Here is a 26,422-nt window from a genome sequence, read left to right as displayed (position 1 = left end):
CGCGCAGCGTAGGAAGGCGGATCTTGCCGGGGCCACGGAATATCGGGGTCACCCCAACTGCCGGTACCGGCCCCGGAAGTACATCAGCGGCCCGCCCTCCGCGCTCGGGACGCTCGCGGTCAGCACGCGGCCGATGACGAGGGTGTGGTCGCCGGCCGTCACCCGCTGCTCGGTGCGGCACTCCAGCGTGGCCAGCGCGCCCCCCACCAGCGGGGCGCCGGTGGCCTCGCCGCGGGCGTAGGGGATGTCCTCGAAGAGCAGACGGTCGCTGATGCGGCCCTTCATGGCGAAGCGACCCGCGATGTGCCGCTGGCTCTCGGTGAGGACCGACACCGCCCACAGGGGTTGTTCGTCGAGCAGGTCGTCCATGCGGGCGCCCGTGCGCAGGCTCACCAGGACCAGCGGCGGGTCGAGGGAGACGGACATGAAGGCGGTGGCGGTCATGCCGACGTCCTCCATGCCCGGCGCGTCCGGGTCGTCCGGGTCCAGCGGCGGCTCCTGCGCGGTCACCAGGACCACTCCCGCGGCCAGCCGGGACATCGCGGCCCGGAACTCGTCGTTGCTCACCCCCTCAGCATGCCCGGAAGCGGCGGTGGCGATGGGTGAGGCGGTCTTCAGCACGCCGGAAACGCTAGTCTCCGCCCCGCGCGGGCCGCATCGGGCCTTCGCCCGAGCCTGGTCCTAGGACCAACGGAGGACCGATGTGTGCATCAATGTGAACAGACCCCAGAAGTTTGCGTTCAGTAAACGCACGCGGAAATCGCGGAAACTCCTCTCAATTGTTCACGTTCGCCTGTGACTTGAGTCACAAGGGGCGGGAATTGTTGACCCTGTGTACCGAGTGGGCAGCGCGCTGTGATTCAGTGGCGGGGAAGCTGGAACGCACCGTAAGAGGCACCCTTAGGAAGCGCCGAAGACAACCCTTGATTCGCTGCGAGGTCTCGGGGGGAGGGCGAGCATGGAGACCGAGTCGGAGCCGTATGTCCGCCTTGCGTCCCTGCGGCAGCTGCACCAGGTCATGGCCGACATGAACACGGCACGCAGCCTGGCGGACACACTGCAGACCGTCGCCGACGGCGCCGTACAAGCCCTCGGATACGAGATGGCGTGCGTGAACCTCGTACGCCCCGACGGCGATCTCGTCGTCGCCGCGTTCGCCGGGAACTCCGCCGCCGAGGCCCTGATCACCGGCCGGGTCGGCTCCCGCGAGTCCTGGGACCGGCGGCTGAACATGGGTGAGCGCTGGGGCGACCTGATCTTCATACCGCACACCGAGGGCTGGGTGCTCGACGACGACGACGTACCCCAGTGGTTCACGGACGGGCCCGCGCCGCGCTTCGAGGACGAGTGGCACCCCTCCGACCGCCTCTTCGCCCCCATGTACACGCCGGGCGTCTCGGGCGGCTCCTGCGGTGAGCTGCTCGGGGTCATCTCCGTCGACCGGCCGCGCAACGGCCGCCACCCCGGCGCCTGGGGCCGCGAGGCCCTGCAGATGTACGCCTTCCAGGCCGCCATCGCGATCAGCAACGCCCGGCTGCGCGCCAACATGCAGCGCGCCCTGGTCCGCCTGGAGCGCGAGCAGCAGGCGCTGCGGGCGAGTGAGGAAAGCTTCAGGCAGGCCTTCGAGTACGCCCCCTCCGGCATGGCCATCGCCGAGATGGGCGGCGACCAGCACGGCCGCATCCTGCGCACCAACGACGCCCTGTGCCGTCTCCTCGGCCGCCCGGCCTCGGCGATGCGCCGCTACTCCTTCTCCGACCTCGTCCACCCCGAGGACATCGGCACCCTGCTGCGGACCTCGGCGGAGGGCGGCCGCGCCGAGCTCCGCCTGGGCCGCCGCGACGGCACGTACGTCTGGGTGAGCCTGCGCAACAGCGTCGTCGCGGACGCCGCCGACGGCCCCCGCTTCCTCCTCACCCACGTCGAGGACATAGAGGAACGCAAGCGCCGCGAGCTGCAGCTCGCCCACCGCGCCTCCCACGACTCGCTCACCGGCCTGCCCAACTCCGCCGAGCTGCGCTCCCGCCTGTCCGCCCGGCTGTGCCGGCGCCCGGCCCACAGCGGCGAGCTGGAGTCCCTGGACGCGGCCTACGGCCACCCCGCCTTCGACGGCCCCGCGGCCCACGGCTTCGACTACCGGCCGGGGACGGAGGCGTACGACGCCTTCGACCACCACGTCCACACGGTCGCCCCCGAGGACGGCCGCGACGACGGCACCAAGGGGCTCGCGGTGCTCTTCTGCGACCTGGACGGCTTCAAGTCGATCAACGACCGCTTCGGGCACAACGCGGGCGACGCGGTACTGATCGAGGTCGCACGCAGGCTCACCAGGGGCGTACGGGACGGCGACACGGTCGCCCGGCTCGGCGGCGACGAGTTCGTGATCCTCGCCGACGGCCTCGGCCGGGCCGACGCCCAGGACCTCGCCGTACGGCTGCGCAACGAGATCATCCAGCCGATCCGGGCCGAGGGCCGGGCCGTCCGGGTGGGCGCGAGCTTCGGTATCGGATGGGCACACTGCGGCATGACCGCGGACGAAGTGTTGAAGTCAGCCGACGAGCGTATGTACGTAGAGAAACGATCTCGTCCCAAACAGCACCGGCGCGCCGGGTGAACCCCAGGTCAGCGAGTTGGTGCGGTCCGAGTCACCCGTTTGGGCCAGCCAGAGCGGGTAGGCTCGCCTTTCCAGACCTGTACCGCATCCACCGCACCCGCTGAGGAGACCTAGGGATGACGCCCGGCGAAAACGGCCCGAGCACGCCCGAGGACGACGACCCGTTCGGCTATCTGTACGCCGACGGCCAGGCCAGAGGCGCCCAGCCGCCGTCCGGCGGTTACGGCTACCCGGGTTCGGTCAGCAGGGTGCGTACGGTCGGCGAGCGCCAGTACGGCCAGCAGCAGCCGCAGTACGGCCAGCAGCAGCCGCAGTACGGCGGCCCGCAGCAGCAGGGCGCCTACGGTCAGCCGAACGCCCACTACCAGGCCCCGGAGACCCTCCCCGGCGGCGCCCCGACCAGCCGGCAGTCGCCCGTGCCCGCCCCCGGCCGCCGCGGCCCGAACACCAAGGGCCTGCTGATCGGCGCGATCGCGGTGGTCGCCGCGGTCGTCATAGGCATCGGCGTCTCGATGCTCGGCGGCAACGACGACAAGAACACGGGCAACCAGGCGGGCACGACGCCGACCCAGTCCCAGAGCCAGGGACCGAGCCCGTCTGCGAGCAACTCGGCGGCCAGTGCCTCGATGCAGTCCGACGCCTCGGCGCTCACGCCGGCCGGCGGTGCGGCGAAGGCTACTGACGTCAAGGGCGCGAGCTCCTCCGACGGCAGCTACATGACGGGACTGAACACGCCCGGCGCCTCGCTCACCTGGAACGTCAACGCCCCGGCGGACGGCACGTACACCGTGTTCGTGTACTACAGCGTGGCCGGCCCCGACCAGTCGATGACGGTCAGCGTCAACGGCACCCCGTTCGGCAGCAAGCTGAACCTGCAGAACTACCGGCACGCCAAGGACGGCGACTTCGCCAACGGCTGGACCAGGACCTATGTGTGGCCGACCCTGAAGCAGGGCTCCAACACCATCTCCATCTCCTGCGGTTCCGGAGACCAGTGCAACGCCCTGATCAGCAACGTCAAGCTGAAGCAGGGTCAGGTCAAGAAGGACAGCTAGGCCGCGCTGACCACCCCGGTCACCGCCACCCGCCCCCGCAGCTCCTCGTACACGGCGGGGTCGAACTCGCCGGCGGCCGGGGCCCGTACGGTCGCCGCCGACAAGGCGACCGCCCGGGTCAGCCGGTCCGGCCACGTCAGGCCCTCCACGAGCCCCGACAGCAGGCCCGCCACCGCCGAGTCGCCCGCGCCGGTCGGGTTGCCGAGTACGCGGGCCGGTGGGGCGGCGCGCCAGCGGCCCTCGGGGGTGACGGCCAGCAGGCCCTCCGGGCCGAGGGAGGCGACCACCGCGTGGGCGCCGCGGCGGCGGGCGTCCTGGGTGGCGCGCAACGGTTCGTGGGAGCCCGTCAGTTCGGCCAGTTCGTCGGCGTTGGGCTTGATGAGGTCGGGGCGGGCGGCGACCGCGCGGCGCAGGGGTTCGCCGCTCGTGTCCAGCAGGACGGGGACCCCGGCGGCGCGGGCGGCCCGGACGAGGTTCGCGTACGCCCCCACCGGCACGCCCGGGGGCAGGCTGCCGCACAGGGCCACTGCCGAGGCGCCCGCGAGCAGTTCCTCGTAGCGGTCCAGGAACGCGCCCCACTCCGCCGGGGCGATCAGCGGGCCCGGTTCGTTCAACTGGGTGGTGTCGCCCGACAGTTCGTCCACGACCGCGATCGTGCGCCGGGTCGCCCCCGCGACGGGCACCAGCGCGTCCGTCAGACCGGGGACGTCGGCGAGCCGTTCGCGTACCCCCCGGCCCGTCCCGCCGCCCGCGAACCCCGTGACCGTCACCTCGTGCCCGAGCGCGGCCAGTACCCGGGCCACGTTCACGCCCTTGCCGCCGGGACGCTCGATGACCTCCGAGACCCGGTGCGAGGCGTGCGGGCGCAGCGACCGTACCCGGTAGGTCAGGTCGAGAGCGGTGTTCAGCGTGACCGTGAGGATCACCCGGGCCGACCTCCCTCGAAGTCCTGTGGCACGTCATCGCGCCCGACATCGGTTTCCGGGGGCACGATCATGCCAAAGAGACGGCGGTCCGCCCAGTCACGAGTCGGCCGCCGTCCAGGGAAAAGACGGGCAGATCAGGCCAGTTGGGGCGGGATCACCACCCACTCGCCCCGCCGCATCACGCCCTTGAGGCCGAAGTCCGCGTCCAGCACCAGCAGGTCGGCGTCCTTGCCCGGCTCCAGCGAGCCGATGCGGTCGGACAGGCCGAGGAGGCGGGCCGGGTTGGCGGACAGGGCCGTCACCGCGTCCTCGACCGACAGCCTGTCGACGGTCACCGCCCGCTTGAACGCCCGGTCCAGCGTGAGCGTCGAGCCCGCGATCGAGCCGCCCTCCACCAGCCGGGCCACCCCCTCGCTGACCTCGACCTCCAGGGGGCCCAGCATGTAACGGCCGTCGCCGATGCCGGTCGCGTCCATCGCGTCGGTGATGAACGCGACCCGGTCCGCCCCCGCGTGGCGGAAGGCCAGCTCCAGCGCGGCCGGATGGAGGTGGGTGCCGTCGTTGATCAGCTCGACCGTGACCCGCTCGTCCTCCAGCAGGGCCGCGATCGGGCCGGGGGAGCGGTGGCCGAGGGCCGGCATGGCGTTGAAGAGGTGCGTGGCGACCGTGGCGCCCGCGTCGATGGCCTCCACCGTCTGCTCGTACGTCGCGTCCGTGTGCCCGATCGCCGCGATCACGCCGTGCTCGGCGAGCAGCCGTACGGAGTCGATGCCGCCCGGCAGTTCGGTCGCGAGGGTGACCATCTTCGCCCTGCCGCGCGCCGCGTCGACCAGCTTGCGGACCTCGGCCGGGTCCGGGTCGCGCAGCAGTGCCTCGGAGTGCGCGCCCTTGCGGCACGGCGAGATGAACGGTCCCTCGAAGTGGATGCCCGCGATCTCGCCCTGCTCGGCCAGCTCGCTCAGCAGCCCGGCCTGGCGGACCAGCAGGTCCATCTCGTCGGTGACGGTGGAGGCCACCAGGGTCGTGGTGCCGTGCGCGCGGTGGGTGCGGAGGGCCGTCATGATCTGGTCCGGGGTGCCGGAGAAGGAGGCTCCGCCGCCGCCGTGGTTGTGGATGTCGACGAAGCCGGGGACCAGCCAGTGGCCGGTCACGTCGATCACCTCGGCGTTCCCGGGAGCGGCGGCCGCGATCTTCGTACCCTCGACGACCACGCGCCCGTCGTCCACGACTCCGGTGGGCAGCACCACCCGAGCACCGGTGAGAACCAAGCTGGGAGCCATCAGGCGGTTACCTCCGAGGGGTCGGTGGGGTCGGTGGGGGCGGAATCGGCGTCGGCGGTGTCGAGGAGCTCGCGGGCCAGCAGGCCCGCGCCCAGGCAGCCGGCGGTGTCGCCGAGGGCGGCGGGGACGATGGCCGGCAGTTTCTGGAAGGTGACCCGCCGCCGGACGGCGTCCCGCAGGGGCTGGAACAACACTTCCCCCGCCTCGGCGAGACCGCCACCGATGATCAGGGTGCGCGGGTCCAGCAGGGTGAGCGCGGTGACCAGGCCGTCGGCGAGCGCGTCGACCGCTTCCTGCCAGACCCGGACGGCGTTCGGGTCACCGGACGCGACGGCCTTGGCGCAGTCGGCGGCGTCCGCGTCCGGGTCCCCGCAGGCCGCCGCCCAGGCCTCGCTGACGGCGGACGCGGAGGCGTACCGCTCCAGGCAGCCGTGCTGCCCGCAGGGGCAGGGGGTCCCGCCGGGGCGTACGACCACGTGCCCGATCTCTCCGGCGAAGCCGTGCGCGCCCGCCTCCACCCGGCCGTCGATGCCGATGGCGCCCGCGATTCCGGTGCCTAGCGGCACGAACAGGAACCGGTCGGCGCCCCTGCCCGCGCCGATCCGGCCCTCGGCGAGGCCGCCGGTGCGCACGTCGTGGCCGAGGGCGACGGGGACGCCGAGGCGCTCGCCGAGCAGCGCGCGCAGCGGTACGTCCCGCCAGCCGAGGTTGGCCGCGTAGGAGGCGATGCCCCGCTCCTCGTCGACGATGCCGGGCACGGCGACACCGACGGCGGCGGCCGCCTCGCCGTAGCGCTGCAGGCCGTACGCGCGCAGCTCGGCGGCGAAGCCGAGGATCGTCTCGACCACCGCGTCCGGTCCGCGCTCGCGTCCGGTGGCGCGGCGGGCGCGGTGGAGCAGTCCGCCGTCGTCGCCGACGAGGGCGGCCTTCATCCCGGTACCGCCCACGTCCAGGGCGATGACATGTCTCACCACGGGCCCTAGTGTGACCCTCCCACCCGCGAGAGGTCTAGTCCACTCACGTGGTGTAGACCTTACGTGTCCATATGTTGAACGGTCAGACAGCAGGGTTGGGGCGTTGAGGTTGCGTCGGCGTACGGCAGGAACGATCGCGGTGGTGTCCGCACTGGGCATGACGGCGGTCCTCGGCGGCTGCGGGAGTACGGGCTCCTCCGACGTCACGTTGAGACTCGTCGCCGCCGACTACGGCGACTCTCCCGCCAACAGCTCCCGGAAGTACTGGGACACCCTGGTCAGGGAGTACGAGTCCCAGCACCCCGGTGTGAAGATCGACGTCAGCGTGTACTCGTGGAACGACGTCGACGCCAAGGTCAAGGACATGGTCGCCGCCGGCCACGCCCCCGACCTGGCCCAGATCGGCGCCTACGCCGACTACGCGGCCGCCGGCAAGCTCTACCCGGCCTCCGACCTGCTCTCCATACGGACCCAGGCCGACTTCCTCTCCCAGCTCTCCGACGCCGGGCAGTGGAACCACACGCAGTACGGCATCCCCTTCGCCGCCTCCACGCGCGTGCTCTTCTACAACCAGACCCTGTTCGCCAAGGCCGGCATCACCCCGCCCACCACCTGGGACGAGCTCGCCGCCGACGCCAAGGCGCTCAAGGACAAGGGAGTGAAGTACCCCTTCGCGCTGCCGCTCGGCCCCGAGGAGGCCCAGGCGGAGACCATGCAGTGGCTGCTCAGCGGCAGCAGCGGCAACAACGGCGGCAGCGGCTACACCGACGACATCGGCACTTACACCATCGACTCCGCGCAGAACGTCCAGACCTTCACCTGGCTCAAGGACGACCTGGTCGACAAGGGCCTGACGGGCCCGGTCCCGCCCGGCAAGCTCAACCGGGCGACCGCGTTCGCCGCCTTCGCCGACGGTCAGGTCGGCATGCTCAACGGGCATCCCACGCTGATCCAGCAGGCCGGGAAGAAGGGCGTGAAGTTCGGCATGGTGCCGATGCCGGGGCGCACCGGCAGGGCCAGGGCCTCCATGGGCGTCGCCGACTGGATGATGGCCTTCAGACAGAACGGGCACCGCGACCGGATCGGCGACTTCCTCAACTTCATATACACCCGGAAGAACGTCCTGGCCTTCTCCCGCGAGTACGGCCTCCTCCCGGTCACCGGCTCCGCGTCCAACGCCATGAGCGCGTCGGACTCCGCCCCCGACAAGGCCCTGCACCCCTTCCTCGACGAGCTGCCCACCTCCGAGCTGTACCCCGTCGGCAAGACCTCGTGGGCGTCGGTCAGCGCGGCCGTGAAGCAGGACATCGGCCAGGCCGTCGCCCCCGGCGCCGACCCCGCCGGCGTCCTGACCCGCCTCCAGGCGATGGCTACGACGGCCGACAGCAGCGCGAAGAACTGAGCGCCGCTGTCAGTCCCCACCGCTACGGTGACGGCATGGAACTCGCCCCCCGCGAACAGGCCATCCTCGCGCTGGAGCGCCGCGGCTTCCCCGGCCCCGGCGCCAAGGAACGAGCGATACGCGAGGAACTGGGCCTGTCCCCGGTCCGCTACTACCAGCTCCTGAACGCGTTGCTGGACGACGAGCGGGCACTGGCGGCGGACCCGGTGACGGTGAACCGCTTGCGGAGGGTGCGGGACTCCCGGCGGACGGAGCGCTGAACCGGCGGCCGCCCAGCTGCGTGGGTGCCCGTTCGGCCGGCCGAGACGGGCGGGTGGGGAACGGAGTCCCAGGAGTGAGTCCGGCCGAGCCTGGATAGTGTCGCTGTATGCATCCTCTGCCGACCCCAGCCACTCGGCCCGGCCGGGACGGACTCGCCGCGTTCCTCGCCAAGCCGAGCGCCGCGACTGTCGGTCTGGACTTCGACGGCACGCTGGCACCCATCGTCGCCGACCCCGAGCGGGCCCGCGCCCACCCCGAGGCCGTACCGGCCCTCGCCGCACTGGCCCCCAAGGTGGCGTCCATCGCCGTGATCACCGGCCGCCCCGCCGGCGTCGCGGTCCGCTACGGCGGCTTCGCCGGCGTCCCCGGCCTGGAGCACCTGACCGTCCTCGGCCACTACGGCGCCGAACGCTGGGACGCGGTCACCGCCACCGTCACCGCCCCGCCCCCGCACCCCGGCGTCGCCGCGGCCCGCGCCGAGCTGCCGGGCGTGCTGGACCGCGCCGGCGCCTGGCACGGCACCTGGGTCGAGGAGAAGGGCCGGGCGGTCGCGGTGCACACCCGCCGCGCCGACGACCCGCAAGCCGCGTTCGAGGCCCTGCGCGGCCCCCTCACCGACCTCGCCGCCCGCCACGGCCTGGTGGTCGAACCCGGCCGGCTGGTCCTGGAACTGCGCCCGCCGGGCATGGACAAGGGCGTGGCGCTCGCCGACCACGTCCGCAGGACCGGCGCCGAGTGCGTCCTCTACGCCGGCGACGACCTCGGCGACCTCCCCGCCTTCGCCGCCGTCGAGGAACTCCGCGCCGAGGGCCTCCCCGGCCTGCTGGTCTGCAGCGGCAGCACGGAGGTCACGGAGCTGGCCGACCGCGCGGACGTGGTGGTGGACGGCCCGGCCGGCGTCGTACACCTGCTGCGGACCCTGGCAGCTCAGCTGGACCGAAGCTCCTCCAGCGCCTGAAGCTGCTGAAGGAACCACTGAGCGGGCGGCAACGCGGTGGCGGCCGCCGCCAGCCGCTTCGACCGCTCCGCCCGCTCGCCCGCCGGCATGGTCAGCGCGGAGTGCAACGCGTCGGCCGTGCCCCCGATGTCGTACGGGTTCACCACGAGCGCGTCGGTGCCCAGCTCCTCGTACGCCCCCGCCTCCCGCGACAGCACCAGCGCACAGCCCTCGTCGGAGACGACCGGCACCTCCTTGGCGACCAGGTTCATGCCGTCCCGGATGGGGTTGACCAGCGCCACGTCGGCGAGCCGGTAGGCGGCCAGGGAGCGGGCGAAGTCGTCCTTGACGTGCAGGACGACCGGCGTCCAACCGGGCGTGCCGTAGGCCGAGTTGATCTGCTCCGCCACCCGCTGGACCTCGGCGGTGTAGTCGCGGTACACGGCGAGGTCCTGCCGCGACGGGTAGGCGAACGCGAGATGCACCACCCGTTCACGCCACTCGGGGTGGTCGTCCAGCAGCTGCCGGTACGCCAGCAGGCCGCGCACGATGTTCTTGGACAGCTCGGTGCGGTCGACGCGCACGATGGTGCCGCGGCCTTCGCCGATCTCCTCGCGCAGGGCCGCCATCCGCTCGTCCACATCGGGTTCATGGGCCCGCTTGCGCAGGAAGTCGGCGTCCGCGCCGAGCCCGTGCACGCCGACCCGCACGGCCGGGGCCCCGGGTCCCAGTACCGCGTGACAGCACTCCGTGAACGCGTCCGCCCAGCGCCTGGTCAGGAACGCCGCCCGGTCCGCGCCCAGGATGCCGTTCAGCAACTCGGCGGCGATGTCGTCGGGCAGCAGCCGGAAGTACTCCGGGGGCGCCCACGGCGTGTGCGAGAAGTGGCCGATCCGCAGGTCGGGGCGGAGTGCGCGGAGCATGCCGGGGACCAGGCACAGGTGGTAGTCCTGCACCAGCACCGCCGCGCCCTCGCCCGCCGCCTCGGCCAGTGCCTCGGCGAAGGCCCGGTTGTAGGCCTCGTACGACGCCCACTGCCGCCGGAACTCCGCGTCGAAGACCGGTTCCAGCGGGGTCTGGTACAGCATGTGGTGCACGAACCACAGCACCGAGTTGGCGATGCCGTTGTAGGCGTCCGAGTGCACCTGCGCGTCGATGTCCAGCATCCGCACCCGCTGCCCGGCGGTGTCCTCGCCCGGCAGCAGCCCGCCGCCCGCACGCCGTACGGCCTCCCGGTCCCCGTCGCCGAGCGCCGCGCACACCCACAGCGAGTCCGTGTCCGGCCCGATGGCCGACAGCCCCGAGACCAGCCCGCCGCCGCCCCGCTTGGCGCGCAGCGAACCGGCCCCCTCCTCGTCGTCCACCGTGTACGAAACCGGGCCGCGGTTGGACGCGACCAGCACCTGAGCTCTCTCGGCAGCACCGTGCGTGGAAGCCATGGTCCTCAACCTAGCCCGGCCCGGAAACGCTCAAACGTACGGCCACGTCCGGCACGCCGACGTATACGACCCCGCGGCCGGTTCACGCCACCCTGCGCTCGGCGTACTCCGCGATCTCCACCATCGGCGGCCGTTCCTCGGTGTCCACCGAGTAGGTGCGCGGCTCGAAGCCCTCCTCGCCCCGCTCGAACTGGGTGAGGGAGGGGCGGATCAGATGGCCGCGGGCCAGCCGGAGCTGGGCCGTGCGGTAGATCGCCGCGGCCATCCGGCCCAGCGCCTGCCCGTCCTGGTGGCGGTGCTTGCGCACGCCCACGTCCACCTGTGCCAGCGCGTCGAGACCGACCAGGTGCAGGGCGTCCACCAGCATGCCCAGCTCCACGCCGTACCCGACCGGGAACGGCAGCTGTTCCAGCAGCGAGCGCCGGGCCGCGTACTCGCCGCCGAGCGGCTGGACGAAGCCGGCCAGCTGCGGCCAGTGCATGTTCAGCAGGGGGCGGGCCATCAGCTCGGTGACCCGGCCGCCCTGACCGGTGGCGCCGCCCAGCGGGCGGTCGTACATGCCCTTGACCAGGTCCACCCCGGGCTCGGTGAGCAGCGGGCCGACGATCCCGGAGACGAAGTCGGAGGAGAACTCCCGCAGGTCCGCGTCGATGAAACAGACGATGTCCCCGCTGGTGGCCAGGAGCGAGCGCCACAGCACCTCACCCTTTCCGGGGACGGCGGGAATGCGGGGCAGGATCTCGTCCCGGTGAACCACCCGCGCGCCCGCGGCGGCGGCGACCTCGGAGGTGCGGTCGGTGGAGCCGGAGTCGACCACCACGATCTCGTCGACGAGGGGGACCTGCTCGACGAGGTCGTGCCGGATGACGGCGACGATGTCGCCGACCGTCTCCTCCTCGTTGAGCGCGGGCAGTACGACACTGATCGTCTGGCCGGTGCGCTGCTTGGCGCACAGGATCCGGTGGAGCGGGCGATCGGCCACGGACCAGGAGCGGGTGGCCAGCCAGCGCTCGACTTCTTCCAGCACGGTCTGCGGCTCCTCACTGTTCGTGATCGCACGGGCTGCACCGTGTGATCCATCTCGCGGTTCGGACGACTATCTCAACTCTCCTGGCCTTCGGTTACAGTCTTGAACAACGCCGATGACCATCGCATGTCGGGGGTCGGAGCGCGTTCACAACCGCATACCGCTCATCCAGAGGGGCAGAGGGACACGGCCCGATGAAGCCCCGGCAACCCTCCAGTCGGTACTCGTAGATCGGCCTGATCAGGCTCGATCGCTCCGCGAGGCTCCCGGCTAGGGAAGGTGCCAAATCCGTCTCACGGCGAGGTGCGTCGTGAGGAAGATGAGGAGAAAGGGCCTCGCCTCCATGGCTGTGCAGACAGTTGCAAGCTCCACCGATTCCACCGTAGACCTCGGTCCCGCCGCGGCCCTGAGCTGTCGCGAGTGCGGTCACCGCGTCCCCCTCGGTCCGGTGTTCGCCTGCGAGGAGTGTTTCGGTCCGCTGGAGATCGCCTACGACTTCTCCGCCTACGACACCGAAGAGCTGCGCCGCCGTATCGAGTCCGGCCCCGCGAACATCTGGCGGTACGCGCCGCTGCTGCCGGTCCCGGCCGACGTGGCCGACAAGCCGAACCTGAACCCGGGCTGGACCAAGCTGGTCAAGGCCGACAACCTCGCCCGCGAACTCGGCGTCACCGGCGGCCTGTTCGTCAAGGACGACTCCGGCAACCCGACCCACTCCTTCAAGGACCGCGTGGTGGCCCAGGCCCTGGAGGCCGCCCGCGCCTTCGGCTTCACCACCCTGTCCTGCTCCTCCACCGGCAACCTCGCCGGTGCCGTCGGCGCCGCCGCGGCCCGCGCCGGTTTCCGGTCCTGCGTGTTCATCCCGCACGACCTGGAGCAGGGCAAGGTCGTCATGGCCGCGGTCTACGGCGGCGAGCTCGTCGGCATCGAGGGCAACTACGACGACGTCAACCGCTTCTGCTCCGAGCTGATCGGCGACCCGGCCGGCGAGGGCTGGGGCTTCGTCAACGTCAACCTGCGGCCGTACTACGCGGAGGGCTCCAAGACGCTCGCGTACGAGATCTGCGAGCAGCTCGGCTGGCGGCTGCCCGACCAGATCGTGGTCCCGATCGCCTCCGGCTCCCAGCTGACGAAGATCGACAAGGGTCTGCAGGAGCTGGTCGGGCTCGGCCTCGTCGAGGACAGGCCGTACAAGATCTTCGGTGCGCAGGCCGAGGGCTGCTCGCCGGTGTCGACCGCCTTCAAGGCGGGCCACGACGTCGTACGGCCCCAGAAGCCGAACACCATCGCCAAGTCCCTCGCCATCGGCAACCCTGCCGACGGGCCGTACGTCCTGGACATCACGCGCCGCACCGGCGGTGCCGTGGAGGACGTGACGGACGGGGAAGTCGTGGACGCCATCAAACTGCTGGCCCGCACCGAGGGCATCTTCGCCGAGACCGCGGGCGGTGTGACCGTCGGCGTCACCCGCAAGCTGGTCAAGGACGGCGTCCTGGACCCGACGAAGACCACGGTGGTCCTGAACACCGGTGATGGACTCAAGACGCTGGACGCGGTGGCCGGCACCGGCCTCACCGCCACCATCCGACCGACCCTGGACTCCTTCCGAGAGGCTGGCCTCGCATGAGCGTGACCGTTCGCATCCCGACGATCCTGCGCACCTACACGGGCGGGCAGGCCGAAGTGGCCGCCGAAGGCGGCACCCTCGCCGAGGTCATCGCCGACCTGGAGAAGAACCACACCGGGATCGCCGCGCGCGTCCTGGACGACCAGGGCAAGCTGCGCCGGTTCGTCAACGTGTACGTCAATGACGACGACGTCCGCTTCGAGCAGGGACTGGAGACCGCCACCCCGGACGGCGCGGGTGTCTCCATCATTCCGGCCGTCGCCGGCGGCTGATCGTTACCTTGGGTAACTTCGGTTACGCATTGTTCATCGAATTGCCTCCTCCGTGAGAGAAGCGGAGGGGGCAATTCTGTGTGATTGAGCGCGGTAGAGTTGGGGAACGCGCTCCGGGACCAACCGGTCGGGGGCCTTGTATTCATGCCGCACACCCGACAAGAAGTAGCCAAAGTCGACGTGTTTTATGCGGCTTTTGTGGTGATTTGAGGGGCCCGACTTGCCCTGGAGTCGGGTGAATTCTCACCACATTCCGGACCGTTCCCGTCCAGAATTCTCGTCCGATTGACCTGTTGCAGACGGCAGTTGGACAGATACATTCAGCCGCGGTCGACGCGTTCCGGCGCACGCCCCCGACCGATGGGGGGTGAGGTCTGACCCGGGTCCGCGAAGTGTGGATCTGTGCAAGGGCCAGTAATAGGGGAGTTAGGCATGGCTCAGGGCACCGTCAAGTGGTTCAACGCGGAGAAGGGGTACGGCTTCATCGCGGTCGACGGTGGTGCGGATGTTTTCGTCCACTACAGCGCGATCCAGATGGACGGTTACCGCACCCTGGAAGAGGGGCAGCGGGTCGACTTCGAGATCTCGCAGGGCCAGAAGGGCCCGCAGGCGGACATGGTCCGGCTGGCGACCAGCTGAAGCACGCGTCGACTGACAGCGACGTTCTTCTGTTCATCTTTCGAAGGGCCCGTACCTCCTGGGGTGCGGGCCCTTCGGCCTGCCCGGGGCCGCCTGTTCGCCCGCGGCCGAGTGCCCCTCCGGCAGGCCCGGGGCGCTTGCACTCGGGCATGCCGAGTGCTAATCATTGGCGTTAGCACTCTGAAGGTGAGAGTGACAAAGAAGGACCGGGTCGGTGAGGTGCGCGGGCCACGTGGGGCAAGGAACCACAGGCCGGCGAACCGTCCGTCGCGGGCGCGGGCGCGGTCCGAAGGAATCACCCCCAGTCCTGGAGGGACCACTTCACATGGCCAAGATCATCGCGTTCGACGAGGAGGCGCGGCGCGGCCTCGAGCGCGGCATGAACCAGCTCGCGGACGCCGTGAAGGTGACGCTCGGCCCCAAGGGCCGCAACGTCGTCCTCGAGAAGAAGTGGGGTGCCCCCACGATCACCAACGATGGTGTCTCCATCGCCAAGGAGATCGAGCTCGAGGACCCGTACGAGAAGATCGGCGCCGAGCTGGTCAAGGAAGTCGCCAAGAAGACGGACGACGTCGCCGGTGACGGTACGACCACCGCGACCGTGCTCGCCCAGGCCCTGGTCAAGGAAGGCCTGCGCAACGTCGCCGCCGGTGCCAACCCGATGGCCCTGAAGCGCGGTATCGAGAAGGCCGTCGAGGCCGTCTCCGCCGCCCTGCTGGAGCAGGCGAAGGACGTCGAGACCAAGGAGCAGATCGCCTCCACCGCGTCCATCTCCGCCGCCGACACCCAGATCGGCGAGCTGATCGCCGAGGCCATGGACAAGGTCGGCAAGGAAGGCGTCATCACCGTCGAGGAGAGCAACACCTTCGGCCTGGAGCTCGAGCTCACCGAGGGCATGCGCTTCGACAAGGGCTACATCTCCGCCTACTTCGCGACCGACATGGAGCGCATGGAGGCGTCGCTCGAGGACCCGTACATCCTCATCGCCAACTCCAAGATCAGCTCCGTCAAGGACCTGCTCCCGCTCCTGGAGAAGGTCATGCAGTCGGGCAAGCCGCTGCTGATCATCGCCGAGGACGTCGAGGGCGAGGCCCTGTCGACCCTGGTCGTCAACAAGATCCGCGGCACCTTCAAGTCCGTCGCCGTCAAGGCCCCGGGCTTCGGCGACCGCCGCAAGGCCATGCTCGGCGACATCGCCATCCTCACGGGCGGCGAGGTCATCTCCGAGGAGGTCGGCCTCAAGCTGGAGAACGCGACCCTGGACCTCCTGGGCCGCGCCCGCAAGGTCGTCATCACCAAGGACGAGACCACCATCGTCGACGGTGCCGGCTCCTCCGAGCAGGTCAACGGCCGCGTGAACCAGATCCGCGCCGAGATCGAGAACAGCGACTCGGACTACGACCGCGAGAAGCTGCAGGAGCGCCTGGCGAAGCTCGCCGGCGGTGTCGCGGTCATCAAGGCCGGTGCCGCCACCGAGGTGGAGCTCAAGGAGCGCAAGCACCGCATCGAGGACGCCGTCCGCAACGCGAAGGCCGCCGTCGAGGAGGGCATCGTCGCCGGTGGTGGCGTGGCCCTGCTGCAGGCCTCCCAGGTCTTCGAGAAGCTGGAGCTCGAGGGTGACGAGGCGACCGGCGCCAACGCCGTGCGCATCGCGCTCGAGGCCCCGCTGAAGCAGATCGCCGTCAACGCCGGCCTCGAGGGCGGTGTCGTGGTGGAGAAGGTGCGCAACCTGACCCCGGGCCACGGCCTGAACGCCGCGACCGGCGAGTACGTCGACCTGGTCGCCGAGGGCATCATCGACCCGGCGAAGGTGACCCGTTCCGCGCTGCAGAACGCCGCCTCCATCGCCGCGCTGTTCCTCACCACCGAGGCCGTCATCGCCGACAAGCCGGAGAAGGCCGCCGCGCCGGCCGGCGGCGGCATGCCGGGCGGTGACATGGACTTCTGATCGACCTGACGGTTGATCACCTGTCCTTCGGACCGAGGGCGGTACGCCCAGCTTCTGGCTGGGGGTACCGCCCTCGGGCGTTTTCCTCGGTCAGGCGGCGTTCCGCAGATCCTCGGCTGTCAGCAACGACAACAGGCGGATGCCCTCGGCCGCGAGAGCGTCACCACCGCCTTGCTCACGGTCGATCACACACAGGGCCTCGTGCACCTGAGCACCCAGGCCACGCAGGTCCGCGCTCGACAGCACGATCTGTCCGCCGCTGGTGACCACGTCCTCCACGACCAGCACCCGCCGCCCCGCGACCCCGGCTCCCTCGGCGAGCCGGCAGGTGCCGTATGCCTTGGCCTGCTTGCGCACGAAGGCGCAGGGCAGGCCCGTGTGCCGGCCGAGAGCGGTCACCACCGGGATACCGCCCATCTCCAGTCCCGCCAGCACCTCCGTGCCGGACGGCACCAGCGGTGCCATCCGCCGGGCGATCTCGTCCAGCAGGACAGGGTCGGCCTCGAACCGGTACTTGTCGAAGTACTCCGTGGCAGTACGACCGGACCGCAGGGTGAACCGACCGGTCAGGTGGGCGGCGGCATGAATGCGATGAGCAAGATCGGCATGTGTCACAGGCGTCCAGTCTTCCAGATCGCCCGGACACGCTCCGAACCCTCGTTCTAACCCCTCGGTGTGACCACCGACAGCGTGTCGCCCGGTTCCAGCCTGTTGTAGAGCCACATGGCGTCCTTCATGCCGAGGCCGATCCAGCTGCCGGGCCGGGGGGCGCAGGTGAGGGAGCCCGCGTAGACACTGGTCCGGCCGGTGCCGCGGAGTTCGACCACGTACGGTTCCGCCACCTTGCATGAGTTCTTGGTGATTTCGTCGACCGTGTCCCGTTTGAGGTCGAGTTTCGCGGAGACGGTCAGCAGACCGGCGGAGGCGAGGGCCGGGAAGTCCGGGGTGATGTGCATGACCCGGCCGCCGATGGTCAGGGTCTGCTTCTCGAAGTCCACCCTGCCGGTGACCGGGGTCGCGGCGGGGGAGGCGGTGAAGGTGGGGGACGGGAGGCGGGGAGCGGTGGCGGCCGGGGACTGGCGGTGGGCGGGGGTGTCGCCCGAGTGCAGTGTCAGCGCGAATGCCGCCAGGGCGAGGACCGCGGTGCCCGCGCCGAGGGTGAGGGCCGTGCGGCGACGGCGGCCCCGGCGGACGGCGCGGCGGCGGATCCCGGGGGCGGCGACGGGTGGCGTGGTCTCGTTCGCCGTCGCCAACTCGCGGAGCCGGGTGGTCAGTTCATTCGTGGTGAGGTCATCCGACACGGCCGCCCTCCTTCCGTACCGGCTCATCGGCCTCGTCCGCGCCCAGCTGCTTCGCCAGTGCCGCCCGGCCCCGGGACAGCCGGGCCTTGACGGTGCCCACGGGGGCGCCGGTCTCGGAGGCTACCTGCTCGACACTCAGGTCGCACAGATGGTGCAGGACGATCGCCAGCCGCTGCGCCTGGGGCAACTGGCGCAACGCGGCCACCAGCGCGGCGTGTTCGGGACCGGGGCCGGGGGTCGACTCGGGGGGTGTGTGCCGTCGCATCAGCTCCAGCCAGCGCCTGGCGCGCCGCCAGCGGCTGACCGCCAGCCGTACGGCGACCGTGCGGATCCAGGCCTCGGGGGCGCTGTCGGCCAGGAAGGACTTCCGCCGGTCCCAGGCGCGTACGAACGCCTCCTGCACCACGTCCTGGGCCTCGCCGTGATCGCCGGTGAAGGCATAGAGCTGCCCGGTCAGGCGGGGGAAGGCCGCCGCGTAGAAAGCGTCGAACTCGTCCTCGGTCATGCCCTCCACCGGAGTCCTGCTGAGTCTCGCTGAGTCTTTCCGCGTCTTGCGTTCGCTGTGCAACCCGCCCGCCCCGCCCGTGCGTACAGGTCCCGTGAGCCGCGTGTGCGGCGTACATCGAAACACACGTGACCCAAGGAGAAGACGATGCGGACGGGTGCCCGGATCCATGACGACTTCGCCGCCTGCGCGCGCACCTGCTGGCCCCGGCTCCTCGTCACGGCGCGGTTGCTCACCGAGGACCCGGCCGAGGCGGACGACCTGGCGAGAAGGACGCTGATACGGGTCTACGCGCGCTGGCGCCGCGTTCCGCGCAACGACGTCGACTTCCACGTACGGCGTCACCTGGTGCGGAGCCGGCTGCGGCGGCCGTGGCCGCTCGTGGGGCGTGCCGCACGGCAGCGGGCCGTGCTGGTGCTGCGGTACGGGGAGGGGCTCCCCGACGCGCAGATCGGTCAGTTGCTCGGCATCTCCAAGGGCGCGGTACGGCACTTCGCCAGGCGTGGGGTGAAAGCGGCCGGGGGTGATGAACAGCGGCTGCGCGAGGCCTACGCCGCCGTGGCCGGTGAGGTGGTTCCCGGCCCGCTTCCGCTGGACGCGGTGACCGTACGGGGGCGGGCGTGGCGGCGGCGCCGGGCCGCGGTGGCCGCCGGTGCCGCCGCGGTGGTGCTGGTGGCCGGGGGCTCCCTCGCCGTCGGCCGGGTCGCCGGGAGCGGCCGCGGTGAGTCGTCCGGTACGACGTCCGTCCGGGCGGTGGGCTCCGTACGGATCGTGGCGCCCGGGGAGCGGGTGCAGGCCGCGCCCGGCGTGGAGATGTGGCTGACCGCGGACGGCAGCCACTGGTCGACGCCGGAACAGGCCGACCAGTTCCGCGGGTTGGACGCCTACCCGCGCCACGAGCCGGGGGTGTCCCTGCAGGCGGAGCCGGTGCGGGGCAGGTACTTCCTGTCCGGCCTGTACTACGGCGTCTCCGGGGACCCGGGACGTGTCGAGCTGAGCACCGGTCACGGTCAGGTCGCCGCCAAGGTGCTCACCCTGGCGGGCAGCCCCGGCTGGGGCGTCTGGTACGCGACCACGTCGCTGTCCGCGCAGGACACCAAGACGCTCATCGTCCAGGGCATGGAGAAGACCGACGGCGGTGAGGGCGTCCGGGTGTACGACGCCGCGGGCGCCGTCGTGGCACGGCTGCGGAGCGGGGGGTGGTGGGCATGACCTTGGAGCTCGGGGAAGAGCCCAAGGAGGCCTCCGCGCGCCCGAGTTCGCGGCGCATCCCGCTCCGCGTCCGTCTGCGCCGCAACCGGGGCCGTATCGCGCGCCGGCTGCTGGCCGCCTTCCTGGTCCTGCTCACCCTGCTGGTCGGGGCGGTCGTCGTCGCGTACAAGCTCACCGTCATTCCCGACCCGCACCCGGACACGGTCGTCCAGAGCACCGTCTTCCTCGACGAGAAGGGCGCCTACCTGGGCCGCCGCGGCCCGGTGGACCGTCAGGAGGTGTCGCTGTCGCAGGTTCCGCGGTATGTGCAGGACGCGGTGATCGCCGCCGAGAACCGTTCCTTCCGGACCGACTCCGGTGTCTCCCCGAAGGCCCTCGTCCGTGCCGTCGCGGCGGCGCTGACCGGCGGCGAACGGCAGGGCGGCTCCACCATCACCCAGCAGTACGTCAAGAACGCGCTGCTCAGCCCCGAGCAGACGCTGTCACGCAAGGCGCGCGAGGCGCTGATCGCGGTCAAGCTGGACCGCACGCGCTCCAAGGACGAGATCCTGGAGGGCTATCTCAACACGGTGTACTTCGGCCGGGGCGCCGCCGGCATCCAGTCGGCCGCGCGCAACTACTTCGACGTCGACACCAAGGACCTCACGGTCTCGCAGGGCGCGGCCCTGGCCGCCGTCATCAACCTCCCCTCCTACTACGAGAAGGCCGGCTCGGACCCGAAGGTCACGGCGACGCTCCAACGCCGCTGGGAGTGGGTGCTGGACGCGATGGCGGCGAGCGGGAACATCACGGCGAGACAGCGGGCCGAGGCCCGCTTCCCGGCGTTCCGGTTCTATCCGCCCGGGGCGACCGACGGGCAGCGGCAGTACCTGATCGACGTCGCGGCGAAGGAGGCCGCCGACCGGCTCGGCATCACCGAGGACCAGCTGGCGAAGGGCGGCTACACCGTGCGCACCACCTTCGACCTCCCCCTGCAGGACTCGACGGCGGAACTGGTCAAGGGTCAGAAGGCCGGCAAGGGAGTACGGCTGCACACCGCCGTCGTGGGCATCGAGCCCGGCGACGGTGCGGTGCGGGTGCTGTACGGGGGGTCGGACTACGCCCGGCAGCCCTTCAACGACGCCGTGAGCGGGGCGGTGGAGGCGGGTACGGCGATGACGCCGCTGGCGGGGATGCGGTTCGGCGCCCCGCTCACCGGGTTGCCGAGGACGGCCGCGCCCACACCGCTGAGGCTCACGTCGGCGTACGCGGCGGTCGCGGCCGACGGCATGTACGCCGCGCCGTACACCGTCGCCCGCATCACCCGCGACGGCCGGACCGTCTACTCCGCGCACCCCGACCGCCACCGGGTCCTGCCCGAGCAGGCGGCCCGCGCGGCGGCCGCGCCGGTCCAGGGCGGCTTCCGGGCCACCCCGGCCGCCGGGCCTCCGGCGAGCCTGTTCACGGCGGGAGCGGGCGGCGGCATCACCCGCCGCACGGTGTGGACCGTCGCCTACGACGCCCGGCTCACCCTGACCGTCGCCCTCTTCGCCGACAAGCCGGGCCGGAACCACACGACGGTGCCGGCGCAGCTGCCGACGGATCCCTCACCGACGGGGTTCACGGAACAGACGGCGACGCAGCTCTGGGGGCGCTTGAGGTGAGCAGGGTGTGAGGGGCGTCACGTAAAGGCTTGCCCTGGGGCGGAATGTGGGGCAGCGCATAGGTGATTACTTAAGAAGCTGCAACAATGCGTGCTCACATACCGACCGGTTAACCCCGCACTCACGAGGAGCCCCCACGTGACCGCCACGACGCCCGCCTCCCGCGCGGCCCAGATCCTGTCCCGCCCGATCGCGCTCAACGGTCTCACCGTTCCCAACCGGATCGTGATGGCGCCGATGACCCGCATGTTCTCCCCGGGCGGCATCCCCGGCGAGGACGTGCGCTCGTACTACTCCCGCCGGGCCGCCGCCGGGGTCGGTCTGATCGTCACCGAGGGCACCTACGTGGGGCACGAGTCGGCCGGCAACAGCGGGCGCGTGCCCCGGTTCCACGGTGAGGAGCAGCTGGCGGGCTGGGCGAAGGTCGCCGAGGACGTGCACGCGGCGGGCGGCACCATCGTCCCGCAGCTGTGGCACATCGGCATGGTCCGCAAGGACGGGGAGGCCCCCTTCCCGGAGGCCCCCGCGATGGGCCCGTCCGGCCTGGTCGCGGCGGACGCCGAGCCCACCGGCAGGGCGATGACCCAGGCGGACCTGGACGACGTCGTCGCCGCGTTCGCCAAGGCTGCCGCGGATGCCGAGCGCATCGGCTTCGACGGCGTGGAGATCCACGGCGCCCACGGCTACCTCGTCGACCAGTTCCTGTGGGAGGGCACCAACCGCCGTACCGACGCCTACGGCGGCGACCCGGTGGCCCGCACCCAGTTCGCCGCGGAGATCGTCGCCGCGGTCCGTGAGGCGGTCTCGGCCGAGTTCCCGGTCATCTTCCGCTACTCGCAGTGGAAGCAGCAGGACTACACGGCCCGGCTCGCCGAGACCCCCGAGGAGCTGGAGGCGATCCTCACCCCGCTCGCCGCGGCCGGCGTCGACGTCTTCCACGCCTCCACCCGCCGCTACTGGCTGCCCGAGTTCGACGGCTCGGACCTGAACCTGGCCGGCTGGACGAAGAAGCTCACCGGCAAGCAGGTCATCACCGTCGGCTCGGTCGGCCTCGACGGTGAGTTCCTGGGCGCCTTCCAGGGCCAGGGCTCCGAGGTCAAGGGCATCGACAACCTCCTCGACCGCCTGGAGGCCGACGAGTTCGACATGGTCGCCGTCGGCCGCGCGCTGCTCCAGGACCCTCAGTGGGCGGCCAAGGTGCTCTCCGACCGCCTCGACGAGCTGAAGCCGTACGACGCCGCGTCCCTGAAGACGCTCAGCTGAACCCGCCCTGCAGAGGGCCGTTCAGCGGCTCGATGTCGACGTGCACGGGGGTGCCCCACACCCGCAGCACCTCGTAGTCGGTGAACTCGTGCACGAGCCGGTAGGCCATGGCGGGCCGGGACCCGCGCCGCTGGGCGGCGAGATACGCCTCGGCCTCCCGCCGGTCCCGCCGCGGTGTCCCGCACAGCCGCCACTCCTGCCCGTTCCAGGCCTCCGGCAGCCAGCGCTGCTGGGGCTGGGGCCGGTCACCGCGCACCCCGTACCGGGAGGGCGCGGTGGCCACGGGCTCGGCGGCGGCCGGCCGGCCCTGGAACTCCGAGCGGCGGGCCGCCCGGCGCCGGGTCTCGCAGAGCAGGCACAGATCGGGCGCGCTCTCGTCCACGGGGCCCTGGGGATGCTCCGGGCAGCGGGTGCTGGGCGCGCCGTTCCCGGCGCTCTCGTCCACGAGGTCGAGTGCCCGGCGCAGATCCGCCTTGATCTCGTGCAGCCGGGCGTCCGGGGTGTCGGCGGTCAGGGCTTCCCCGTGCTCCCCGAGGAGCCGGAGCGCCCTTCCGAGGGCGGCGAGCTGGGCGTGGTTCATGGTCGGCCTGCGCAGTCCTTGGGTTCCTCGGTGTCCAGTCCGGGGCCGACGACCAGGGCGGGGTCGGGCGGCTCCACTGGGGATCCTCAAGGGTAACGGGGGCGTCGGCCGTGAACCGGGGGAGCCGGGAGAGCCGTAGGGTGTCAGCCGTGCTGCCGAGCCGACTGATCGACGCCCTTCACCGCTTCAACGCCGCCCACCCCTGGGACCACAACGCCCACTATCACCGGTGGCTGCTGCGGCAGTTGCCCCGCCGGTTCGGCAGCGCCCTGGACGTGGGGTGCGGCAGTGGGGACCTGGTCCGGTTGCTGGCCGGGCGGGGGGAGCGGGTGCTGGGGGTCGACGCGGACCCGGAGATCCTTCGGCGGGCCCGGGAACTGACCGACCCCGCCGCTCCCGTCGGCTACACCCTCGCCTCCGCCCCGGACGGTCTCCCGCCGGGGCCGTACGACGTCGTCACCTGCGTCGCCGTGCTCCACCACCTCCCCTTCGCCGAGACCCTCACCCGGCTCCGCCGGGAGCTCGCGCCCGGTGGCACCCTGGTGGTCGTCGGCTGTGCCCGGGCCGCGAGTCCCGTCGATCATGCGCTCGGGCTGGTCGCGATACCGCTCAACCTGCTGACCGGGTGGGTGAAGAACCGCGGGCGGCCCACCACCCGCCGGCCCGTCTCGATGACCGCGCCGACCCGTGAACCCGAGCTGTCCTTCGCCGGCATCGCCCGGGAGGCGCGCCGACTGCTGCCCGGCGCCCGGCTCCGGCGGCGGCTCTTCTGGCGGTACACCCTCGTCTGGCGCGCCCCCGAGGGCCCGCCGGGCCGCTGAGGGGCCGGGCGCTCGGTCGTCAGCCGGCGATGTGGTCGAGGACGCTCTGTGCTCCGCAGGCGGGGGCGGCGGCGAGGGCCCCGGCCGCCAGCGACAGCGGCGAGACGGGACTGAACGCGGGGAACAGGGCGAGGTTCTCGACACACGCCCGCGCGTCAGCGTCGGATCCGCGGACGTCGGCGTGGGCGGGGGCCGCCAGGGCGGCGGCGGAGACCGTGAGGACGGCGGTGACCAGGAGCTTCTTCATCATGCCCGGGGAACGACCGGCCGGACGGTACGTCACGCGGGTGCGCCCACTCGGGGGTGGCGGGGGAAGCCGAAGGCATAGGTCGCCAGGAAGCCGACCAGATAGCCGGTGAGGAGGCCGCCGGCATAGATCGCCGCCGCCGTCCCCATGCCCCGGTTGCCCGTCAGCAGCGGGAACAGGGCCCAGCCGGACGGGCCGATCGCCGTCGCGCCCACCCTGGTGCCGAGCATCGCGAAGAAGCCGACGAACGCCCCGCCCGCCGCCCCGCCCGCGCAGGCGGTCAGGAAGGGGCGGCCCAACGGCAGGGACACCCCGTAGATCAACGGCTCGCCCACGCCCAGCAGGCCCGCCGGGAGGGCCGAGCGGATCGTCGTACGCAGGGGCAGATGGGAGACGTCGTGGCGCAGGCGGACGTACACGGCCAGCGCCGCGCCGACCTGGCCCGCTCCCGCCATGGCCAGCAGGGGGAGCAGGACGGTGTAGCCCTGCTGCTCGATGAGGGTGGTGTGGATGGGGATGAGGGCCTGGTGCAGGCCCAGCATGACCAGGGGGAGGAAGAGGCCCCCGAGGAGCAGTCCGGCCACCGCTCCGGCGCCGGCCAGCAGCCAGGTCGCCGCCGTGCCGATCACCGTGGCCACCACTCCGGCCGCGTACATCAGCCCGTACAGCGTCACCAGGCCCGGGACGAGGACGGTGACCGTCGGGGTGAGGAGGACGTCCAGCGCGCCCGGCACCCGGCCCCGGACCCACTTCTCCACGCGGGTCGCCAGCAGGGCCGCCGCGAGGGCGCCGAGCACCCCGCCCTGGCCGGGGGCGAGGTGGGTGCCGAAGGCCGTCACCCTCGCCACGCCCGGGTACACGACCACGGCCGCCACCGCCCCGCCCAGCACGGGCGTGCCGCCGAACTCCTTCGCCGTGTTGTGGCCGACGAACACCGCGATCAGTGCCAGGAAGGCCGAGGCGACGGAGGAGAGGGCCGGGGTCAGGGACGGCAGCCAACCGGTGTTCAGCAGCAGGCCGTTGAGGCCGGACAGGACGCCGCAGCCGATCAGGGCGGGGATCAGCGGGACGAAGACGTTCGCTACCCGGCGCAGGGCGGTCTTGAGGGGGGCGGCCTGCTCCTTCGCCCGCTCCTTCGGCTCCTTCGCCCGCTCCTTCGGCTCCTTCGGCTCTCTCGGCTCTCCCGGCCCGCTCTGCCTCCTCGGCCGGGTGCCGCCGGGCTCGGGCCGGCCGGTGGCCGCGACCCGCGCCTCCACCTCCGCCGTGACCTCGTCGACCACGCCGGGCCCGAGCACGATCTGCAGGGCCGGCCCGTCGGACACCAGCCCGAGCACACCGGGCACGGCCCGCAGCCCCTCCTCGTCCACCGCCGCCGGGTCGGCGAGGGCCAGCCGGAGGCGGGTCATGCAGTGGGTCGCGGAGGTGACGTTGGCCGGGCCGCCGACCCGGTCGAGGAGGGCGGTCGCGGTGGAGGCGGGGTCGTTGCGCACGCCCCGAGCGTGCGCGTCAGCGGGTCGCGTGCGCCAGCGCGGCACGCAGATGGCCCCCGGACTCCTCCAGAAGGCGGGCGGCCGTCGGGCCGTCGACATCGGCGAGGAGGGCGAGGATCGCGTTCTTCACCTCGCCGCCGGACTCGGTGAGGGCCCTCTCGATCTCCTCGTCGGAGGCGCCCGTGGCCAGGGAGACGATCCGGCGGGAGCGGGCGCGGAGTTTGTCGTTCGACGCGCGGACGTCGACCATCAGGTTTCCGTACGTCTTGCCGAGCCGGATCATCGTGATGGTCGACAGCATGTTCAGGACCAGCTTCTGGGCCGTGCCGGCCTTCAGGCGCGTGGAGCCGGTGATCAGCTCCGGTCCCACGACCACCTCGATGCCGTGCTCGGCGGCGGCCGCGAGCGCGCTGTGCTCGTTGCAGGCCAGGCCGATGGTCAGCGCGCCCAGGGCGCGGGCGTGTTCGACGGCGCCGATCGCGTAGGGGGTGCGGCCGGAGGCGGAGATGCCGACGACCGTGTCCTCGGGGGTGAGCCCCAGGGCGTCCAGGTCGCGGTGGGCCAGTTCCCCGGAGTCCTCGGCGCCCTCGACGGAGGTCACCATCGCCTCCGGGCCGCCCGCGATCAGGCCGACGACCCGCGCGGGGTCGGTGTTGAAGGTGGGCGGGCACTCGGAGGCGTCCAGCACGCCGAGCCGGCCGGCGGTGCCGGCACCGGCGTAGACCAGCCGCCCGCCGCGTGCCATGCGTGCGGCGACGGCGTCGACGGCGGTGGCGATCCGGGGCAGCTGCGCCGCCACGGCCCCGGGCACGCCCGCGTCCTCACCGTTCATCAGGCGGGCGATGTCGAGGGTGGACAGACGGTCGATGTCGGCGAGCTCGGGGCGGAAGGCCTCGGTGGTCAGGGAAGCCAACTGCTGACGCAGGTCGGGGGAGGTCATGGGGAGGCGGCTCTCTCAG

The 26,422-nt window shown here is 71.9% G+C and carries 26 protein-coding genes and 1 riboswitch; of the genes, 13 read left to right on the top strand and 13 right to left on the bottom strand.

The annotated features are described in order from the left end of the window. Nucleotides 1–48: 48 nt before the first annotated feature. The gene (locus ABT288_RS01970; protein ID WP_351601582.1) at nucleotides 49–621 is read right to left on the bottom strand and encodes a flavin reductase family protein; all 573 of its coding nucleotides are present in this window, start codon (nucleotides 619–621) and stop codon (nucleotides 49–51) included. Between the two features lie 337 nt (nucleotides 622–958). Between ABT288_RS01970 and cdgB the strand changes: the two genes are divergently transcribed. Next, nucleotides 959–2,614 carry a diguanylate cyclase CdgB gene (cdgB, locus tag ABT288_RS01965; protein WP_351601579.1) on the top strand — a complete coding sequence of 552 codons (1,656 nt, stop codon included), beginning with the start codon at nucleotides 959–961 and terminating at the stop codon, nucleotides 2,612–2,614. A 116-nt stretch (nucleotides 2,615–2,730) separates the two neighbouring features. Next, a complete protein-coding gene (locus ABT288_RS01960; RefSeq protein WP_351601576.1) occupies nucleotides 2,731–3,669 on the top strand; it encodes a carbohydrate-binding protein in 939 nt (312 codons plus the stop codon). On the opposite strand, the gene ABT288_RS01955 is transcribed toward ABT288_RS01960, so the two are convergent. The 3 genes from ABT288_RS01955 to ABT288_RS01945 form a co-directional block, all read right to left on the bottom strand. Then, on the bottom strand, nucleotides 3,666–4,595 hold the full coding sequence (locus tag ABT288_RS01955) for a 1-phosphofructokinase family hexose kinase (protein ID WP_351601573.1): 930 nt from the start codon (nucleotides 4,593–4,595) through the stop codon (nucleotides 3,666–3,668). The genes ABT288_RS01960 and ABT288_RS01955 overlap by 4 nt on opposite strands. 134 nt (nucleotides 4,596–4,729) lie before the next feature. After that, entirely contained in the window at nucleotides 4,730–5,875 is a 1,146-nt protein-coding gene (nagA, locus tag ABT288_RS01950) for an N-acetylglucosamine-6-phosphate deacetylase (protein WP_351601570.1), read from the bottom strand. Continuing rightward, nucleotides 5,875–6,846, bottom strand: a complete 972-nt coding sequence (locus ABT288_RS01945; protein ID WP_351601833.1) for an ROK family protein — start codon at nucleotides 6,844–6,846, stop codon at nucleotides 5,875–5,877. The genes nagA and ABT288_RS01945 overlap by 1 nt, the downstream gene beginning before the upstream one ends. 112 nt (nucleotides 6,847–6,958) lie before the next feature. On the opposite strand from ABT288_RS01945, the gene ABT288_RS01940 reads away from it, so the two are divergent. From ABT288_RS01940 to otsB, 3 genes are all read left to right on the top strand, one after another. Next, the gene (locus ABT288_RS01940; RefSeq protein ID WP_450857017.1) at nucleotides 6,959–8,251 is read left to right on the top strand and encodes an extracellular solute-binding protein; all 1,293 of its coding nucleotides are present in this window, start codon (nucleotides 6,959–6,961) and stop codon (nucleotides 8,249–8,251) included. A gap of 35 nt (nucleotides 8,252–8,286) precedes the next feature. Then, a complete protein-coding gene (locus ABT288_RS01935) occupies nucleotides 8,287–8,511 on the top strand; it encodes a DUF3263 domain-containing protein (RefSeq protein ID WP_351601564.1) in 225 nt (74 codons plus the stop codon). 107 nt (nucleotides 8,512–8,618) lie between these two features. Further along, nucleotides 8,619–9,470 (top strand): trehalose-phosphatase, encoded by an 852-nt coding sequence (gene otsB / locus ABT288_RS01930; protein WP_351601561.1) that lies wholly within the window; start codon nucleotides 8,619–8,621, stop codon nucleotides 9,468–9,470. Here otsB and ABT288_RS01925 read toward each other — a convergent pair. Together ABT288_RS01925 and ABT288_RS01920 are read right to left on the bottom strand one after the other, a co-directional pair. Then, nucleotides 9,440–10,888: an alpha,alpha-trehalose-phosphate synthase (UDP-forming) gene (locus ABT288_RS01925; protein WP_351601558.1), complete on the bottom strand. Its 1,449-nt coding sequence runs from the start codon at nucleotides 10,886–10,888 to the stop codon at nucleotides 9,440–9,442. The two genes, otsB and ABT288_RS01925, sit on opposite strands and share 31 nt — an antisense overlap. An 82-nt stretch (nucleotides 10,889–10,970) precedes the next feature. Continuing rightward, nucleotides 10,971–11,915 carry a glucosyl-3-phosphoglycerate synthase gene (locus ABT288_RS01920; RefSeq protein WP_351601555.1) on the bottom strand — a complete coding sequence of 315 codons (945 nt, stop codon included), beginning with the start codon at nucleotides 11,913–11,915 and terminating at the stop codon, nucleotides 10,971–10,973. Nucleotides 11,916–12,076: 161 nt separating this feature from the next. Next, nucleotides 12,077–12,241: riboswitch (SAM riboswitch) on the top strand. 17 nt (nucleotides 12,242–12,258) lie between these two features. Between ABT288_RS01920 and thrC the strand changes: the two genes are divergently transcribed. From thrC to groL, 4 genes are all read left to right on the top strand, one after another. Beyond that, on the top strand, nucleotides 12,259–13,542 hold the full coding sequence (gene thrC, locus ABT288_RS01915; protein ID WP_351601552.1) for a threonine synthase: 1,284 nt from the start codon (nucleotides 12,259–12,261) through the stop codon (nucleotides 13,540–13,542). After that, entirely contained in the window at nucleotides 13,539–13,814 is a 276-nt protein-coding gene (locus ABT288_RS01910; protein WP_069780187.1) for a MoaD/ThiS family protein, read from the top strand. The genes thrC and ABT288_RS01910 overlap by 4 nt, the downstream gene beginning before the upstream one ends. A gap of 432 nt (nucleotides 13,815–14,246) precedes the next feature. After that, entirely contained in the window at nucleotides 14,247–14,453 is a 207-nt protein-coding gene (locus ABT288_RS01905) for a cold-shock protein (RefSeq protein ID WP_019057200.1), read from the top strand. A 325-nt stretch (nucleotides 14,454–14,778) separates the two neighbouring features. Beyond that, nucleotides 14,779–16,401: a chaperonin GroEL gene (groL, locus tag ABT288_RS01900; protein ID WP_228624502.1), complete on the top strand. Its 1,623-nt coding sequence runs from the start codon at nucleotides 14,779–14,781 to the stop codon at nucleotides 16,399–16,401. 90 nt (nucleotides 16,402–16,491) lie between these two features. On the opposite strand, the gene pyrE is transcribed toward groL, so the two are convergent. The 3 genes from pyrE to ABT288_RS01885 are packed head-to-tail and all read right to left on the bottom strand — an operon-like array spanning nucleotide 16,492 to nucleotide 18,207. After that, the gene (gene pyrE, locus ABT288_RS01895) at nucleotides 16,492–17,016 is read right to left on the bottom strand and encodes an orotate phosphoribosyltransferase (RefSeq protein ID WP_351601549.1); all 525 of its coding nucleotides are present in this window, start codon (nucleotides 17,014–17,016) and stop codon (nucleotides 16,492–16,494) included. Nucleotides 17,017–17,063: 47 nt separating this feature from the next. After that, nucleotides 17,064–17,702, bottom strand: a complete 639-nt coding sequence (locus ABT288_RS01890) for a hypothetical protein (RefSeq protein ID WP_351601547.1) — start codon at nucleotides 17,700–17,702, stop codon at nucleotides 17,064–17,066. Then, nucleotides 17,692–18,207, bottom strand: coding sequence for a SigE family RNA polymerase sigma factor (locus ABT288_RS01885; RefSeq protein ID WP_351601545.1), 516 nt, complete (start codon nucleotides 18,205–18,207; stop codon nucleotides 17,692–17,694). The genes ABT288_RS01890 and ABT288_RS01885 overlap by 11 nt, the downstream gene beginning before the upstream one ends. A gap of 147 nt (nucleotides 18,208–18,354) precedes the next feature. Between ABT288_RS01885 and ABT288_RS01880 the strand changes: the two genes are divergently transcribed. The 3 genes from ABT288_RS01880 to ABT288_RS01870 all read left to right on the top strand — a co-directional run bounded on the left by ABT288_RS01880 (nucleotide 18,355) and on the right by ABT288_RS01870 (nucleotide 22,325). Beyond that, complete coding sequence (locus tag ABT288_RS01880; protein WP_351601542.1) at nucleotides 18,355–19,419, top strand: sigma factor-like helix-turn-helix DNA-binding protein; 1,065 nt, start codon at nucleotides 18,355–18,357, stop codon at nucleotides 19,417–19,419. Beyond that, nucleotides 19,416–21,062, top strand: a complete 1,647-nt coding sequence (locus ABT288_RS01875) for a transglycosylase domain-containing protein (RefSeq protein ID WP_351601539.1) — start codon at nucleotides 19,416–19,418, stop codon at nucleotides 21,060–21,062. The genes ABT288_RS01880 and ABT288_RS01875 overlap by 4 nt, the downstream gene beginning before the upstream one ends. Before the next feature lie 138 nt (nucleotides 21,063–21,200). Further along, a complete protein-coding gene (locus ABT288_RS01870) occupies nucleotides 21,201–22,325 on the top strand; it encodes an NADH:flavin oxidoreductase (RefSeq protein ID WP_351601536.1) in 1,125 nt (374 codons plus the stop codon). Here ABT288_RS01870 and ABT288_RS01865 read toward each other — a convergent pair. Next, nucleotides 22,318–22,905: a hypothetical protein gene (locus ABT288_RS01865; RefSeq protein WP_351601533.1), complete on the bottom strand. Its 588-nt coding sequence runs from the start codon at nucleotides 22,903–22,905 to the stop codon at nucleotides 22,318–22,320. The two genes, ABT288_RS01870 and ABT288_RS01865, sit on opposite strands and share 8 nt — an antisense overlap. A 152-nt stretch (nucleotides 22,906–23,057) precedes the next feature. On the opposite strand from ABT288_RS01865, the gene ABT288_RS01860 reads away from it, so the two are divergent. After that, nucleotides 23,058–23,726 carry a class I SAM-dependent methyltransferase gene (locus tag ABT288_RS01860; RefSeq protein ID WP_351601830.1) on the top strand — a complete coding sequence of 223 codons (669 nt, stop codon included), beginning with the start codon at nucleotides 23,058–23,060 and terminating at the stop codon, nucleotides 23,724–23,726. Between the two features lie 19 nt (nucleotides 23,727–23,745). Here ABT288_RS01860 and ABT288_RS01855 read toward each other — a convergent pair whose 3' ends face one another. From ABT288_RS01855 to murQ, 3 genes are read right to left on the bottom strand one after another with little or no spacing between them, the layout of a single operon-like run. After that, nucleotides 23,746–24,009 (bottom strand): hypothetical protein, encoded by a 264-nt coding sequence (locus ABT288_RS01855; protein WP_351601530.1) that lies wholly within the window; start codon nucleotides 24,007–24,009, stop codon nucleotides 23,746–23,748. Beyond that, entirely contained in the window at nucleotides 24,006–25,463 is a 1,458-nt protein-coding gene (locus ABT288_RS01850) for a PTS transporter subunit EIIC (protein ID WP_351601527.1), read from the bottom strand. Before ABT288_RS01850 ends, ABT288_RS01855 begins: the two co-directional genes overlap by 4 nt. Before the next feature lie 16 nt (nucleotides 25,464–25,479). Beyond that, nucleotides 25,480–26,403, bottom strand: coding sequence for an N-acetylmuramic acid 6-phosphate etherase (gene murQ, locus ABT288_RS01845; RefSeq protein ID WP_351601524.1), 924 nt, complete (start codon nucleotides 26,401–26,403; stop codon nucleotides 25,480–25,482). Between the last annotated feature and the right edge of the window lie 19 nt (nucleotides 26,404–26,422).

The organism is Streptomyces sp. NPDC001093 (assembly GCF_040298985.1).
GTDB lineage: Bacteria > Actinomycetota > Actinomycetes > Streptomycetales > Streptomycetaceae > Streptomyces.
Note: the sequence above shows the minus strand (reverse complement) of the source record. Positions and strands in the feature narration are given on the sequence as shown.